Raw genomic sequence first — 13,253 nt, 5'->3', positions numbered from 1 at the left:
CGACTCCACCACCGACCCAACCAACTCTCCGGCGGACAACAACAACGCGTCGCCTGCGCCCGCGCCCTCGTCGCCCGACCCGACGTCATCTTCGCCGACGAACCCACCGGAAACCTCGACTCCCGAGCCGGCGCCGAAGTCCTCACCTTCCTCCGCGACAGCGTCCGCAACCACCACCAAACCATCGTCATGGTCACCCACGACCCCGTCGCCGCCAGCTACGCCGACCGCGTCATCTTCCTCGCCGACGGCGGCATCGTCTCCGAGCTGTTCGAACCGACGCCGGAGACCGTGCTCGACACCATGAAGCGGCTGGACGTACTCGCCGAGGCGGACAACTGATGCTGCGCGCGACCCTCAAGAGCCTGCTCGCCCGCAAGGTACGGCTGGTCCTGTCCGGACTGGCCGTGGTGCTGGGCGTGATGTTCGTGGCCGGTTCGTTCGTCCTCACCGACACGCTCGGCCGCTCCTTCGACTCGGTGTTCAGCGACGCGTACGCCACCACCGACGTGAACGTGGCCGCCAAGCCGAAGGTGGCGCTCAGCGAGTTCGAGGGCGAGCAGATCGCCACCCCGCTGCCCGCCGCCACGCTGGAGACCGTAAAGAAGGTGCCCGGGGTGGCCGAGGCGACCGGCGTGGTCGCCACCGACGGAGCCCGCCTGATCGGCAGCAACGGCAAGGTCGTGACGTCGTTCGGGCCGCCGCAGCTCGGCGAGAACTGGACCGGCGAGAACGAGTTGCTGAAACTGCGCGAAGGGCGCGCACCGACCGCCGACACCGAAATCGTGATCAACGCCGGGCTGGCCAAGGCCGCCAAGGTCAAGGTCGGCGACCGGGTCGGTGTCCTGGTCGACCTGGCACCGAAGCAGGAGTTCACCCTGGTCGGCGTCTTCGGCTACAGCGGTGACCGGGACAGCCTCGGCGGCGTCAACGAGGTCGCGTTCACCGACCCGGTCGCGCAGCAGCTCATGCTCGGCGCCCGCGACGTCTACACCAACATCAGCGTCCGCGCGCAGGTCGGCGTCGACCAGGCGACACTGCGCGACCGGGTCGCGGCCGTGGTCGGCGACGGGTACGAGGTGAAGACCGGCGAACAGCTCTCCGCCGACTCCGCCGCCGGGCTGAAGGAGGGGCTGGCCTTCTTCAACCAGATCCTGCTCGGCTTCGCCGGGGTGGCGCTGCTGGTCGGCACCTTCCTGATCCTCAACACCTTCTCGATCATCGTGGCCCAGCGGACCCGCGAACTGGCCCTGATGCGGGCCATCGGGGCCAGCGGCCGGCAGGTCGTCCGCTCGGTCCTGGTCGAGGCGGTGGCGATCGGACTGGTCGCCTCGGTCCTCGGCCTGGGCGCCGGCATCGGCGTCGGCGCGCTGCTCGCGTACGCGTTCGGGCAGTTCGGCGGCGGCCTGGCGCTGGCCGGCGTGGGCGTGCCCCCGGTGGCGGTGATCAGCTCCTTCGCGGTCGGGATCCTGATCACGGTGGTCGCCGCGCTGATCCCGGCGCTTCGTGCCTCCCGGATTCCGCCGATCGCGGCGATGCAGGACGTCGCCACCCCGGACCGTCCGCTGACCCGGCTCACCGTGGCCGGCGCGATCGTCTCGGTCCTCGGCGCCGGCCTGCTGACCCTGGGGCTGACCGGCTCGGCCGGTGACTCCGTGCTCGCCACCATCCTCGGCGGCGTGCTGCTCGCGTTCATCGGCGTGGCCCTGCTGACCCCGGTGATCAGCCGGCCGGTGGTGGCGTTGCTCGGCCGGATCTTCTCCTGGTCGGTCCCGGGCAAGCTGGGCCGGCTCAACTCCGGACGCAACCCGCGCCGGACCGCCATCACCGCGGCGGCCCTGATGATCGGCATCGCCCTGGTCACCGGTGTGACCGTCATCCTCGACTCGGCCAAGACGAGCATCTCCGGCCTGGCCGAGGAGACCATCAGCGCCGACCTGGTCATCTCCGGCGCACAGACCGGTCCCCGGCCGCCGACCTTCGACCAGGCGGTCCTGGACCGGGCCGCCGACCTGCCCGGGGTGAAGGCGGTCGCCGGCTTCTGGGGCGACCTGGCCGTGGTCAACGGTGAACGGGAGTGGGTCAACGCGACCAACGACGTACCGGCGATGGTCGACATCTACGGGGTGAAGCCGACCGCCGGGACCATCGACGCGCTCGGTCCGGACCAGGTTCTGGTCGACGCGGAAACCGCCAAGGACCTCGGCCTGACCGTCGGGGCGACGGTACCGATGCAGCTCTCCCGGGGTGAGGCGCACACCTACACGGTGCGCGGCATCTACGCCGCGTCCGAGCTGTACAGCGGGTTCCTGCTGCCGCTGGAGGCGACAAAGGACTTCGCCATCCCCCGGCCGTCGCAGGGCTACCTGCAACTCGCCCCCGGCACCTCGGTCGGCCAGGTGCTGCCGCAGGTGGAGACGCTGCTCGCGGACAGCCCGGAGGTCTCCGTGGCGGACCGGGCGACGTTCATCGAACAGCAGACCGGCCAGGTCGACACGCTGCTCACGATGATCCAGATCCTGCTGGCGCTGGCGATCCTGATCGCCGTACTCGGGATCGTGAACACGCTGGCCCTGTCGGTGCTGGAACGTACCCGGGAACTGGGACTGCTCCGCGCGATCGGGCTGAACCGGGCGTCGACCATGTGGATGGTCACGGTCGAGGCCGTGGTGATCTCGGTCTTCGGCGCGCTGCTCGGCATGGTGGTCGGCGCCGGCCTGGGCGCGGCGGTGGTCCGGGCCCTGCGTGACGAGGGCATCACCGACCTGGTGCTGCCCTGGACCCAGCTCGGCATCGTGATCGGGCTGGCCGCCCTGGTCGGTGTGGTCGCGGCGGTGCTGCCGGCGATCCGGGCCGCCCGGATCAACGTCCTGGGCGCGATCGCGCACGAATAAGTCGCTATTGGGGGGTACGGGGGACGTGGGGGCGGTGTCGTACGCGACACCGCCCCCACGGCGTCTTGCGGTGCGAGGATCAAAATCGGAGGTCTACGGCGAAGGTCATCATGGTTGGAAGCTATTGATCCTCGAACACGTCGTCGAGCACAAACCTTGGTGGTCGAAGACACGAGGAGCCGCTTCATCCCCACCGGGCGCGCCGGTGCGTGTACCAGCGCGTCGACGAAATACGTCCCAGTGCTCGTCACCGGTTGTGGCAGGGCTCCTGGTCCAACAGAACGGCACGTTGCTCGTGCGGCTCCCAGCGGGCCGGACCGCCCCCGCTCACAGCCGGGAGCGGTCCACCGGCAACGTCAGGCAGGTGCCCCGGGCAGGTCGAGGCGGGCCACCACCCGGCTGAGCAGCGTCAGGTCCGCGCCGGTCAGGCTCTCCAGCAGGTGGATGCCCTCCACCTCGTCCAGCGGCACCTCACTCGGCACCGCCAGTACGGCGGCACCGGCGGCGACCGCGCTCGCCACCCCGGCCCGCGAGTCCTCGATCGCCACGCACCGCTCGATCGGCACACCGAGCATCCGGGCGGCGGTGAGGTACGGCTCCGGATCCGGCTTGGCGGCGCTCACCTCGTCGCCGCAGACCACCACGTCGAAGCTGTCCCGGCCGAGGGTCTCCAACGCGATCTCGACCAGTTGCCGACCGGTGGAGGTGACCAGGGCGGTCGGGATGCCGGCGGCCCGGACCAGTTGGAGCAGACCCAGTGCCCCCGGCCGCCAGGGCAGTCCGTCGACGAACAGCTCCGCCACCCGCTTCTCCAGCCAGGCCGCGCCGTAGGCCGCGTCCCGCCACTCCTGCCCGAGGTCGGTGTGCATGATCTCCATCGAGCTGGCCATGCTGGAACCGATCATCGCCCGGCGGGCCGGCTCGGAGAGCGTCCCGCCGTAGTGCGCGGCGAGCTCGTGCAGGGCGATACCCCAGATCTTCTCGCTGTCGACGAGCGTGCCGTCCATGTCGAAGAGAACGGCGGCGGGATGCGGGCCAGTCAGGGTGTCCTCCCGGGTACGAGCAGTTGGCCCGATTCTCCCAAGCGCGGTCCGGACCCGTACGCGTACTCCCGGTGAACTGTGGCCGATCCCTCAGCGTGCCGCCCGGACGGGGTCAGGTGAGGTCGCAGGCGGAGAAGGAGCTGTCGTAGCCCCGGAAGAAGGATTCGATGCGTTGCCGGGCGGTGCCGTGCGAGCCCTCGGCGAACCAGGGTTGGTCCGGGTCGTCGCCGACGGCTTCCAGACCGGCCCGGAACTCGTCGAGGTCACCGTCCTGCAGGTCCAACTGGCCGCTCTGCACCGAGTCGCCCAGGTACGCGCCGGCCATGCAGTCGGCCTGCAACTCCGACTGGATGGTGAACTGGTGCTGGATACCGAGCCGGGCCTGGATCGCGTGGGCGTACTCGTGGCCGAGCAGGAAGAAGATGAACGCGTCGCCGATCTGCCGGAACGCGGCGACGGCCCAGTTCACGTCGTACGCGATGAAGTCCCCGGCCGGGCAGTAGACCGCGTTGTTGCGGGGGATCTCCTGCTGCCCGCAGGAGATCTCGCCGTTGCGGGAGTACGTGAGGACGCGGCGGACCGCCTCGAAGCGTTGGCCGGACTCGGTGAACCGCTCCTTCCAGTACTGCTCGGCGAGGCGGACCGCACCGGAGATGTCGCGCTCGAACTCCTCGACGCTCATCGAGCCGTCCACGGGCTCGCCGGACGCCTCGGATGCCGGTGGCGCGGGTGGCGGCGCGGCCGGTTCGGTGCCGGGCGTACCCATGCAGGCGAGCGTCACCGCGAGCGCGGCGACCAGGCCGACCAGACCCGCTCCGCGCTTGCTCCGGTCCACCATCCGCGCCGTCATCGCGGCCTCCCTCGGCAGTCGTGCCGCCCGGCGAACCGGCGGTACGTCAATGATTCCCGTCCGGCGGAAGTTAGACCACGGTCCATCCACACTCTCCACCGGACCTGGTTCGTGCTCGAAACCCTGGACACGGCATCGCCTGATACGGCTATCATCGCCTCATGACGATGACAGGTGGGGAATGCGTGACCGCGAACATCGCGGCCGGGATGACACCGGCGGTGGCCCTGTTCCGGTCGTTGGCGGACGAGACCCGGCTACGGATCGTGCGACGGCTCGCGGCCGGGGAGGCTCGGGTGGTGGATCTGACCGGTGAGCTGGGCCTGGCCCAGTCGACGGTCTCGAAACACCTCGCCTGCCTGCGCGACTGCGGCCTGATCGACTACCGGGTGCAGGGGCGGCAGTCGTTCTACACGCTGACCCGGCCCGAGCTGATGGACCTGCTGCACGCCGCCGAGGGCGTACTGACGGCGACCGGCTCGGCCGTCGCCCTCTGCCCGACCTACGGCACCGAACCGGCCGGGGCGGCGAGCCGGTGAGCATCTCGACGACAATTCTCAGCCCGCAACGGCGGGCCCGGCTCAACCGGCGCAGCCTGCACCTGGCCTACACCACCGCCGGGTACAACCTGCTCGAAGGCATCGTCGCCGTCGCGGCCGGCGCGGCGGCGTCCTCGACCGCGCTGATCGGGTTCGGCCTGGACTCCTTCATCGAGGTCTCCTCCGCCCTGGTGGTGGTCTGGCAGTTCCGCTCGCGCGTCCCCGAGGCCCGGGAACGGATCGCGCTGCGGCTGATCGCCCTGTCGTTCTTCGCCCTCGCCGCCTGGATCGGCACGGACGCTCTCCGCTCCCTGCTCGGCCGGGGTGACGCGGAGCCCTCCCCGGTCGGGATCGGCATCGCCGCCGTCTCCGTGGTCGTGATGCCGCTGCTGGTCTGGGCCAAACGCCGCACCGGCCGGGAACTCGGCTCGGCCACCGTGGTCGCGGACTCCACCCAGACCCTGCTCTGCACCTATCTCTCCGCGATCCTGCTCGTCGGGCTGGTCCTCAACGCCTGGCTGGGCTGGTCCTGGGCCGACCCGGTCGCCGGCCTGGTCATCGCCGCCGTCGCCGTCCGCGAGGGGATCCAGGCGTGGCGTGGTGAGCAGTGTGACGACTGCGCCGTCCCCGCCGGCCACGACCAGCGGGCGGACGACTGCGGCTGCGGGCCGGGCTGCGCCGACGAACCCTGCTGCGCCGATCGATGACACACACCCGCCCAAGGACGCGCCTGAGAAAGACCGGGATCCCGGGGGCACGCCGTCGCGGTGACGGCGCTGTGCCCCCGGGATCCCGTGGTTACCTCCAGGTCGAGCGACCGTACGAAGGTCCCGTGTCACCTGCCGGCGACGGCCACCGGCTCCGGTGAGACGTCCGGGGTCGGCGTCACGTCCTGCGGCGCCGGCCGGGAGGCGCGCCGAACGGTCGGTACGAGCAGCGCCGCCACGACGGCCGCCACCGCCAGGCCGGCGAGCATCGCGAAGCCGTGGCTGTAGCCGGCCTCCTCGGGCAGCCCACTGGGCTGGAGGTGGCTGGTCACGACGCTGCTCATCAGGCCGGCGCCGATCGCGCCGCCGATGGTCCGGATGTTGGCGTTCATCCCGACCGCCGCGCCGGTGTGGTGCGGCTCGACGCTCTTGACGATCAGGTTCGTCATGGCCGAGTAGGCCAGACCGATACCCAGACCGAAGACGGCCGCCGCAGCACCGAGCTGCCAGCGTTCGTCGTGCGCCACGACCAGGCCCGCCGAGGCCACGACGCCGAGCGCCGAGCCCGCGACGAGCTGTGCCTTCGCGCTGAACACCTGCTCGATCCGGCCACTGAGCAGTCCGGCGACAAACATGGTGACCAGCATCGGCAGCATCAGCAGCCCCGCCTCGGTCACGCTCGCGCCGAAGCCGTATCCGGCCGCGCTCGGCGTCTGGGTGAACTGCGGCAGGAAGCCGTACAGGGCGAACATGACGCCGCCGAAGAGGAGCGCGACAAGGTTGGTGGCCCAGACCGCCGGCAGCCGCATCATCCGCATGTCGATCAGCGGGTTCGCCGAACGGATCTCGGTGGCGACCCAACCGGCGAAGATCACCACAGCGACCAGCAGCAGGCCGATCACCTTGGTCGACGACCAGCCCCACTGCGGTGCCTTGCTGACGGCCAGGAGCAGGGCGACGAGCCAGGCCGACATCAGCACGGTGGCGAGCCAACTGATCCGGCCCGGGTTGCGTACCGGCGACTCGGGGACGAGCAGGTGCGCCGCGAGCGCGGTCAGCGCGACGATCAGCGCCGGGATCCAGAAGAGTGACCGGTAGCCGAGCAGCCCGACGATCGGGCCGGCGAGGACAACGCCCAGACCGCCGCCGACCGCGACGATCGCCGACATCGCGCCGATCGCCGAGGACATCCGGGCCGGCGGGAACTCGTCCCGGATGATGCCGAAGGAGAGCGGGAAGACCGCTCCGCCGATGCCCTGGATCAGCCGGGCGATGATCAGCACGCCGATGTTCGGGGCGATGGCGGCGAGCAGGCAGCCGACCGCCAGCCCGAGCAGGGCGGCGACCAGGACGCGCTCCTTGCCGATCATGTCGCCGACCCGGCCGAGAATCGGGGTGAAGATCGACGCGGAGAGCAGGTAGGCGGTGAGCACCCAGGTCACGGTGCTCTGCGAGGTGTGCAGGTCGTGCTGGATGGTGGAGAGCACCGGGCTGATCAGCGACTGCGTCATCGCGAAGAAGCCGGCGCCCGCCGCGAGCACGGCGAAGGTCAACTGACGAGGTGTACGTCTGGTGGTCGATGCCACGAGAACTTCCTTACGAAGTAGCTGGAATGGGTGTCCCTGCCGCCCGGATGGCACGTGCTCGCCCGACCCGTCCGGCCGACGCTGGCGCGGGCGGTGCTGGTCGGGAGCGGCAGCCGGCGCACCCGCTCGACCCACCCCGCCCTGACGGGGAGGTACCATATGTGGAGGCGACCCTCCGAACAACAAGCGGAGGCTTGCCTCCGAAAACACTACCGGAGGGATTCCTCCGGTAGCAACCGAAGGTGGGAGAGCCCGCTGTGACGAAGGCCGCACCGGCACCCGACGCTCTTTCGCGGCGCCCGATGCGGGCCGATGCACGGCGAAACTATGACAAACTGGTCAGCTCAGCCCGTACCGCCTTCGCCGAGGACGGCGCGTCAGCCTCGCTCGAAGACATCGCCCGGCGGGCCGAGGTAGGCATCGGCACCCTCTACCGGCACTTCCCGACCCGCCGCGACCTCTTCGAGGCGGTCTACGTCGGCGAGGTCGAGGCACTCTCCCGCTCCGCGAGCGACCTCGCCGGAGAACCGCCCTGGGAGGCGCTGGTCGGCTGGCTGCACCGGTTGGTCGACTACATCGCCACCAAGCGCGCGTTGGCCGAGGAGCTGGTCCACGACTCGGAGATCTTCCAGCGCTGCCGGGACGAGGTGTACGACGCGGGCAAGCCGCTGCTCGAACGTGCCCAGGAAGCCGGCGTCGCCCGGCCCGACACGAACATCAGCGACGTGATGCGCATGGTCAGCGGGATCACCCTGATCAAGGTCGCCGAGCCTGGTCAACTCGAACGGGTGCTCGACATGGCCCTCGACGGACTGCGGCCGCAGCAGCCGAGGGGCTGAGCCACCGCCCGGCCGGGCTCACTCCCCGGGCAGGTGGGTAACGGTGTTGTACTCGGCCAGCACCAGCCGTCCCGCCACCCGCGCCCAACGGGTGACCGACGCGTTACGCACCGGACCGGCGCGTACCACCGCCTTCAGTTCCTCCGGGGAGAGGCCCTCCACCAGGTGGCGCAGCATCAGCACCACCGAGTCGTGGGCGACCAGCAGCACCCGCTTCCCGCCGTGGTCGCGCCGTACGTCGTCGAACAGCGACCCGACACGGGCCGCGACGTCCAGCAACGACTCACCCCCCGGCGGGCGGTAGTGGAACTCGCCCAGAGCGGCCCGGCGGGCCGCCTCGACCGGGAACCGGGCGGCGACCGCCGCGCTGGTGAGCAGTTCCAACTCCCCCATCACCCGGTCCCGTAGCCGGTCGTCGACCGAGGCGCTGGGCAGCTCCGGCCCACTCTCCGCCCGAGCCGCGTCGACCGCGAGCCGCCAGGTCTGCCGCGCCCGCCGGTACGGCGAACAGACCACCACCTGCGGGCGCCGGTCGACCGCGAGCGCACCGAACCGATGACCGAGCGCCACCGCCTGTGCCGCACCCAGCGGGGAGAGCCCGATCCGCGCGTCCGGACCGGTGACCCCGCTGTCGGTGCTGCCCACCGCCTCGGCGCGGGCGAAGGCCGCGTTGGCGGTGCTCTGGCCGTGCCGGACCACCGTCAGTTCGGCCGGCACACTGCCGCCGTGGGCAGGTTCGGCCCACCCCGCGACCGGCGGGTCGACCCGGTCCACCCGGCGCCACCTCCGTTCCGTCCGGCAAGCGGTCGGCCGTCACCGGGGTCGGATCGGGTCGGCCGTCATCGGGGTCAACGGTCGCGACGGCGACGGGACATCGCCCAGAGCACCCCGACCAGCGACGCGACGAAGAGCGGCAGCAGACAGACGATCGACAGCAGGACCACGTGCCACGGCTTTATCGCACCCATTCGAGGGACCTTACGTGCTCTTGCAGACGTCCGGGCGTACGGGTCGTGTCGGGTTGGTGGCACCGGCGACCGCCCGGTGGGGGTGGTCGCGCACCAGCCTCAGGCGGGCCCGCCGCTCGCGCTGGTCGCCGGTGTGGGCGTCTGGACCGGGGTGGGTGCGGGAGCGATCCGGACCGACTCGTCGGAGAACTCGCCCTGATCACTCCAGGTGGTCAGGCGATCGTCGCGGCAGCGGTAGGAGTATGGCTCGAGGAAGAACGCGACCGGCGAGGTGTTGTTGACCTTGCCGTTGCGGCGCAGGGTGCCGACGGCGTCGGAGCGCTCCGTGCTCCCGCTGACCTTCCCGTTCTCGGCGAAGTACCGTCCGGACGACTTGCCCCGGACAACATCGGACCAGGTGGCATTCTTGTACTTCGTCACCCTCGGTTCCATCTTGCTGAAGTCGGTGCTGGACGTACCGTCGGCACGGAAGGTCACCACCACCCCGGCACCACCGGCGTACTGCACCTCGACGTTGTCGATCCGGCCGACGACCCGGCTCGCGGTCACCCGCCAGCTTCCGAGCAGGCACGGGTCGATCCCGGGCGGGTAGCTGGGCGACGGACTCGGAGTCGGTGACGCACTCGCGGTCGCCGACGACGCGCCCCGGGCACCCGGCTCTGATGCCCGGGGATCGTCGCCTTCGGGCGATACCACCAGGAACACCGCCACGATCAGGGCCAGCACCGCGCCGCCCGCCCCGGCGCTCAGCCAGATCCGCCTCCCCCGTTGGCGGGCGACCCACCCCGGCACCGGCAGCGTCCAGGTCGTCGTCGCGGCACCACGGAAGACCCCGGGCACCAGCTCCGGGGACACGCCGCCGGCTTCGGCGCCGGGATCTGGAGCGGGCGCCGGGCTCGTGGTGGTGGAGGTGGCCGCCTCCGTCGTACGGGTGGCACGGAGGCTGCCCTCGGCGACCGCCAGCTCCGGCTGCTCCACGGTGAGCGGCGAGAAGCCGAACGCGCGGTGCAGGTGCGTCACCACCGCCGGCATCCGGCTCGAACCACCGGCCAGGAAGATCGCGTCGAGACCGTCGTCGCCGACACCGGCCAGCTCCAGCACCTCGCGTACGGTCTCGACGGTACGGTCGAGGATCGGCGCCGCCAGCTCGTCCAACTCCTGCCGGCCGAGCGGCACCACAAGGTCGAACAGCGGCAGGTAGACCTGGACCGTGGCGGCCCGCGACAGCATCTCCTTGGCGGCGCGCACGTTGGCCCACAACTGTTGCCGGGCCCGACGGTCGGTGGCGGTGGCCGGCTCGTCCAACCGGTGCCAGAGCTGCGGGTCGGGCACCGCCGCCGCGAGTCGGGCCACGATCGCGGCGTCCACGTCCAGCCCACCGCAGTCCGGCAGGCCGCGCGACGCGACCACCGAGAACCCGACCCCGGTACGTCGTACCACCGCCGCGTCGAAGGTGCCGGCGCCGAAGTCGTAGACGACCGCCGCACCACCGTCCGGGATGTCGTTACCGGCGATGTCGACAAACGCGTGCGCCGCCGCCACCGGCTCCTCGACCAGACGCGTCCCGTCGGGAGCGGCGGCCAGCAGCGTCTCCCGACGGGCGTTCCCCCAGGCCGCCGGGCAGGTGATCACCACTTCGGAGGCCCGGTCGGTGGCACCACCGGTGACGTTCGCCGCCTCCAGCAGCACCCGGTCCAGCACCGCTCCGAACAGCTTCGACACGGGGATCTCGGTGTCGCCGAGCAGTACCGTACCCTCGTCCACCCGCTGTTTCGGGTGCGGTTCGAACGTGGCCGGTTGCGCCATGGCGGTGTAGAGGGCGTCACGACCGACCAGGATCCGACCGGTCGGGTCGAGACAGACCGCCGACGGCAGCAACGGCGAACCGTCGAACAGCAGCGAACGCGAGCCCCTGCCCGGAACGGCCAGCATCGCCACGGTCGTGGAGGTGCCGAAGTCGATGCCTAGACGTACCGGGCCGGCGTCGTCCATGGTGGGCACCGGTCCAACATATCGGAGACCGTCCCGTACGATCGCCCGCCCGCGTGGGCGACGGTGGGCCGACCGGAACCGACCTCCCGGCGTGGTCGCCGCCGCGCGGTCGCGCCCGGCCGTCCTCGGGGGACGGTGTCGCTCGTTCCCGACGGCGGCGGGGCCGTTCAGACGCAGCAGAGGCTTGCCACTTCACCCACCGTGGCATGAAAAACGTCACCGGGTACGCGCCCCGCCGTCCTTGTACATTCTTGCGCGAGCGTCCGACCACCCCACCGTCGTCGACGATCCCCGACCCGCACGGTCGGCATCACCACCCCGGACTTGTCACGTCGACAGGCGTCCGTTCACCACCCGAGTCGCAGCCCGAAGTGGAGAGAGCCATGACGCCGAATGCGGCGATGACGTTCGCCGAGATCGGTTCGGTCGAGCCGTCGACCGGACGCCCGACTCGGCTCGGCACCGCTGTCGTACTCGGTGGCAGCGTCGCCGGCATGCTCGCCGCGCGAGTCCTGGCCGACCACGCCGAGCAGGTCATCGTGATCGAGCGGGACTCGGCGCCCGAGGACGGCGTCGGTCGGAACGGAGTCCCCCAGGGGAGTCAGGCGCATCTTTTGCTGCCGGCGGCGGAGCGACAACTGGAACGCTGGTTCCCGGGCTTCGCCGAGGACGCCGTGTCGGCCGGCGCGACCCAGGCGCCGTCGCACCGTCGATCGGTCTTCCTCGACGGCATGCGCCGCGCCGAGGGTGCCCCCGTCCACCTGCTCTCCGCGACGCGACCGCTGATCGAACACAAAATCCGGCAACGGCTCGACGCCGTGCCGAATGTCAGGACCGTCACCGCCCAGGTGACCGGTCTGACGGTCGACGACACGCGGGTCACCGCCGTCCAGGCGATAGCGGGCGACGTCCTCACCTCGTACCCGGCCGACCTCGTGGTCGACGCGACCGGACGGGGAAGCAGGCTCGGTAGCTGGCTGGAGGCTGCCGGGCGACCGAAGCCGGCGCTGATCCGTCAGGTCAGCGGCGTCAACTACGCCACCATCTTCCTCCGTCGCCAGGACGGGCCCGCGCCGTACGACACCAGTCTGGCGATCGTCAGCCCGAGGGTCGGCGGCGACTTCGGCATGGCGTTCTTCGGCGCGGTCGAGAACGACCGCTGGATTCTGACCATGGCGGGATACGGCGAGTGCCGCCCCGGCGCGACCGTCGAGGACATGCTGCGCCGCTGCCGCGAGGACCTTCCGGCGCCGTTCGGGCAGCTCGCCGACAACGAGCCGGTCACCGACGTCACGACGTACCGGATCGCCGACAGCCGGCGTCGCGACTTCCTCGGCACCCCGCACCTGCCCGCCGGCCTGATCGCGGTCGGCGACGCGGTCGCCTCGTTCAATCCGGTCTACGGGCAGGGAATCTCGTCGGCCACGCTGCACGCCTCGTGTCTGTCGATGTTCCTGCACTCGGGGCAGCCGATCAGCGAACCCGCCCGACACTTTTTCGACCTGCAACGGGTGGTCGTCGACGCCGCCTGGGACCTGTCGACCTTCGCCGACCTGGCCCGGCCGTCGGTCACCGCGCCGCGCCCGCGCGGCTACCGGGTCACCCGGTGGCTCTCCGGACGGATCAGCGCCGCGACCCTGGTCGACCCGGTGGTCAGCCGCCGCTTCGAGGAGGTCTCCTACATGCTCCGCCACCCGAGCGACCTACGAACGGGCGACATGCTCGGACGCGCACTGCGGGCACGCCGCCCGAAGCCGGGCGCTGCCGCCTGAACATGCCTCGCCGTATGGCGGGGCGGCGATCGGATGGCCAGGGCGGACAGCTCCAAGCAGGTT

The 13,253-nt window shown here is 71.0% G+C and carries 11 protein-coding genes; 6 read left to right on the top strand and 5 right to left on the bottom strand.

The features are described 5' to 3' along the window. On the top strand, positions 1 to 342 hold a 342-nt coding region (locus tag ACI2K4_RS33450), incomplete at its 5' end, for an ABC transporter ATP-binding protein (RefSeq protein WP_404517149.1). Continuing rightward, on the top strand, positions 342 to 2,894 hold the full coding sequence (locus ACI2K4_RS33445; protein ID WP_404517147.1) for an ABC transporter permease: 2,553 nt from the start codon (positions 342 to 344) through the stop codon (positions 2,892 to 2,894). The genes ACI2K4_RS33450 and ACI2K4_RS33445, both read left to right, overlap by 1 nt. A gap of 356 nt (positions 2,895 to 3,250) precedes the next feature. On the opposite strand, the gene ACI2K4_RS33440 is transcribed toward ACI2K4_RS33445, so the two are convergent. Continuing rightward, positions 3,251 to 3,937: an HAD family hydrolase gene (locus tag ACI2K4_RS33440; RefSeq protein WP_404517169.1), complete on the bottom strand. Its 687-nt coding sequence runs from the start codon at positions 3,935 to 3,937 to the stop codon at positions 3,251 to 3,253. A 112-nt stretch (positions 3,938 to 4,049) separates the two neighbouring features. Beyond that, entirely contained in the window at positions 4,050 to 4,787 is a 738-nt protein-coding gene (locus tag ACI2K4_RS33435; protein WP_404517146.1) for a neutral zinc metallopeptidase, read from the bottom strand. A gap of 161 nt (positions 4,788 to 4,948) precedes the next feature. On the opposite strand from ACI2K4_RS33435, the gene ACI2K4_RS33430 reads away from it, so the two are divergent. Both ACI2K4_RS33430 and ACI2K4_RS33425 read left to right on the top strand, forming a co-directional pair. Next, positions 4,949 to 5,326, top strand: a complete 378-nt coding sequence (locus ACI2K4_RS33430) for an ArsR/SmtB family transcription factor (RefSeq protein ID WP_404517145.1) — start codon at positions 4,949 to 4,951, stop codon at positions 5,324 to 5,326. A 2-nt stretch (positions 5,327 to 5,328) separates the two neighbouring features. After that, positions 5,329 to 6,033 (top strand): cation diffusion facilitator family transporter, encoded by a 705-nt coding sequence (locus ACI2K4_RS33425; protein WP_404517167.1) that lies wholly within the window; start codon positions 5,329 to 5,331, stop codon positions 6,031 to 6,033. A 128-nt stretch (positions 6,034 to 6,161) separates the two neighbouring features. On the opposite strand, the gene ACI2K4_RS33420 is transcribed toward ACI2K4_RS33425, so the two are convergent. Further along, on the bottom strand, positions 6,162 to 7,619 hold the full coding sequence (locus ACI2K4_RS33420; protein ID WP_404517144.1) for an MFS transporter: 1,458 nt from the start codon (positions 7,617 to 7,619) through the stop codon (positions 6,162 to 6,164). A gap of 302 nt (positions 7,620 to 7,921) precedes the next feature. Here ACI2K4_RS33420 and ACI2K4_RS33415 point away from each other — a divergent pair, with 302 nt between their 5' ends. Beyond that, a complete protein-coding gene (locus tag ACI2K4_RS33415; RefSeq protein WP_404517143.1) occupies positions 7,922 to 8,458 on the top strand; it encodes a TetR/AcrR family transcriptional regulator in 537 nt (178 codons plus the stop codon). 18 nt (positions 8,459 to 8,476) lie between these two features. On the opposite strand, the gene ACI2K4_RS33410 is transcribed toward ACI2K4_RS33415, so the two are convergent. After that, positions 8,477 to 9,175 (bottom strand): histidine phosphatase family protein, encoded by a 699-nt coding sequence (locus ACI2K4_RS33410; RefSeq protein WP_404517166.1) that lies wholly within the window; start codon positions 9,173 to 9,175, stop codon positions 8,477 to 8,479. Between the two features lie 350 nt (positions 9,176 to 9,525). Beyond that, entirely contained in the window at positions 9,526 to 11,418 is a 1,893-nt protein-coding gene (locus tag ACI2K4_RS33405) for an Hsp70 family protein (RefSeq protein ID WP_404517164.1), read from the bottom strand. 383 nt (positions 11,419 to 11,801) lie between these two features. Between ACI2K4_RS33405 and ACI2K4_RS33400 the strand changes: the two genes are divergently transcribed. Further along, positions 11,802 to 13,190, top strand: coding sequence for an FAD-dependent oxidoreductase (locus ACI2K4_RS33400; protein ID WP_404517141.1), 1,389 nt, complete (start codon positions 11,802 to 11,804; stop codon positions 13,188 to 13,190). Positions 13,191 to 13,253: the final 63 nt, after the last annotated feature.

The organism is Micromonospora sp. NPDC050397, from assembly GCF_044901685.1.
In the GTDB taxonomy this organism is placed as follows: Bacteria; Actinomycetota; Actinomycetes; order Mycobacteriales; family Micromonosporaceae; genus Micromonospora_G.
Note: the sequence above shows the minus strand (reverse complement) of the source record. Positions and strands in the feature narration are given on the sequence as shown.

Bases quoted from the DNA above. Each gene is read 5' to 3' on its own strand.
- ACI2K4_RS33445 (WP_404517147.1), top strand. From the start codon at position 342: ATGCTGCGCGCGACCCTCAAGAGCCTGCTCGCCCGCAAGGTACGGCTG.
- ACI2K4_RS33400 (WP_404517141.1), top strand. From the start codon at position 11,802: ATGACGCCGAATGCGGCGATGACGTTCGCCGAGATCGGTTCGGTCGAG.
- ACI2K4_RS33435 (WP_404517146.1), bottom strand. From the start codon at position 4,787: ATGACGGCGCGGATGGTGGACCGGAGCAAGCGCGGAGCGGGTCTGGTC.
- ACI2K4_RS33415 (WP_404517143.1), top strand. From the start codon at position 7,922: ATGCGGGCCGATGCACGGCGAAACTATGACAAACTGGTCAGCTCAGCC.
- ACI2K4_RS33430 (WP_404517145.1), top strand. From the start codon at position 4,949: ATGACGATGACAGGTGGGGAATGCGTGACCGCGAACATCGCGGCCGGG.
- ACI2K4_RS33405 (WP_404517164.1), bottom strand. From the start codon at position 11,418: ATGGACGACGCCGGCCCGGTACGTCTAGGCATCGACTTCGGCACCTCC.